Below are 1,948 nucleotides of genomic sequence, written 5' to 3'. Positions count from 1 at the left end.
GGTACAGACCGGCTACCTGGGTGACAGGGTAGACCGGGAGCCTGGGTGACAGTTAGTTGCCCCACGGTCGACAGGTCTGGCGAGACCTGGGCATGCCCTGGAGGGAGAGCCGTGTCGTGGAGGAGCGCATGCGCTTCATCGTGGCGGTCGACGAGGACGACGAGCCGTTCACCGAGCTTTGCCGTCGCTTCGGGATCAGCCGAAAAACCGGGTACAAGTGGCTCGAGCGGTATGAATCGCTCGGGCCTGCTGGCTTAGAAGACAAACCTCCGGTCGCGCGTAACCATCCGCATCGCCTCGATGACGAGCTCGCGGACCTCTTCGTGCAGGTACGAAAAGACCATCCGACCTGGGGCCCGAAGAAGCTCCGCGCGTTCGTCGCCGATCGGCACCCGGAGCTCGTCGTCCCGGCCGCCAGCACCATCGGCGAGATACTCAAGAGCCGCGGCCTGATTCGTCCACGCCGTAGGCGCCTGCGCGTCCCGCTGCATATGGGCCCGCTGTCGATCAGCGATGGTCCCAATAGCACATGGGGCGCAGACTTCAAAGGACATTTTGCGCTGGGCAATCGACAGCGCTGCCATCCACTCACGGTCAGCGACGACTACAGCCGCTATTTGCTTGCATGCGAGGGGATGTGCGACCCGAAGGGCGAGCCGGTGCGCTGCCACTTCGAGCGGGTCTTTCGCGAGTTCGGAATGCCTGAGCGAATACGCACGGACAGCGGCGCTCCGTTCGCCTCGCAGGCCCCGGGCGGGCTGTCGGCGCTGTCGGTCTGGTGGATCAAGCTCGGCATCACGCCCGAGCGCATCGAGCCCGGGAGGCCCGAGCAAAACGGTCGGCACGAGCGCATGCACCGCACGCTCAAGGCAGAGGCCACGCAGCCGCCTTGCCAGACGATGCCAGAGCAGCAGCGCGTCTTCGATCGCTTCCGGCACGAGTACAACGACATTCGCCCGCACGAGGCCCACGGGCAGAGGCCGCCGGCGAAGGTCTACGTGACGTCGGCGCGCGGGTACCCAGAAAAGCCAAGGTCACCGGAGTACGGCGACGAGTTCATCGTGCGGAAGGTGGACGATCGCGGACGGCTGATACGTCGAGGGGTGATTTACCCGTTGACACGCCTGATATCGCTAGAGCCCGTCGGCTTGCGAGAAATCGACGACGGTCGCTGGGAGGTCTTCTACGGCCCCGTGCTCCTCGGGATGCTCGACGAGACCGGCAAGGAGCCGCGGTTCATGCGGGCCGGCTGAAGCGACAATGGGCCGCTTTCCCCGGGTTGCCCACACGCGATTCACAAGTTATCAGTCTCCCCCCCGGACCCCCCCTCGATCCACCTGAACCGTCGTGGCTGCCATGGCTCCGCTGGAGCACCATTTCAAGACCACCCGGAATACGACGACGGTGATATTGAATTGGTCCGGAGAGGGATCAACCTGTCGAATCACGCTTCGGAGGCTGATGGTCTTCGTATCCGCCTTGATGGTTTTTGCAAATCAACCTGTCGGATCACGTTTCGGACACTCATAGTCTTCGTACCCGCCGCGCCAGACCGTGTCACCCAGGCTGCCGGTCCACGTCCCTGCGCCGCCGGTCCGCGCTACCCAAGGTGGTGGGTCGATGCCTCGAGGAGCGAGGAAGTGTCACCCAGGCTGCCGGTCTGAAGTGTCACCCAAGATTCCGGTTGCACACTTGTCCGCACCACTCGCCGCCACCAAAAACCCCACCCCCACCCCAACCCCCACCAGCGCAAGCCCCCCGCCCACCGCAACCACCGCCCCACTCTTCCCTCCGCCCTCCACCTTCTGCGCCGGCACCGCCCGCTCCACCCTCACCACCTCCAACCCCGGCACCTCCACCCTCACCGTCGCCCCCTCCCCTTCCACCACCATCTTCCCTGCCCACCCCTTCCTCCCTGGCGCCCCCGCCTCGATCACCTGCGGCCCTG

Annotated in this window: 1 protein-coding gene and 1 pseudogene; one reads left to right on the top strand and one right to left on the bottom strand. The window is 65.2% G+C overall.

The genetic code is table 11. The features are described from left to right. Positions 1–92 precede the first annotated feature (92 nt). Positions 93–1,253 carry an integrase core domain-containing protein gene (locus tag GF068_RS43195; RefSeq protein WP_153825424.1) on the top strand — a complete coding sequence of 387 codons (1,161 nt, stop codon included), beginning with the start codon at positions 93–95 and terminating at the stop codon, positions 1,251–1,253. A 390-nt stretch (positions 1,254–1,643) separates the two neighbouring features. Here GF068_RS43195 and GF068_RS44675 read toward each other — a convergent pair. After that, a pseudogene (locus GF068_RS44675) lies at positions 1,644–1,948 on the bottom strand (hypothetical protein); the annotation flags it as partial.

Origin of the sequence: Polyangium spumosum, from assembly GCF_009649845.1 — a bacterium.
Lineage (GTDB): Bacteria > Myxococcota_A > Polyangia > Polyangiales > Polyangiaceae > Polyangium > Polyangium spumosum.
Note: the sequence above shows the minus strand (reverse complement) of the source record. Positions and strands in the feature narration are given on the sequence as shown.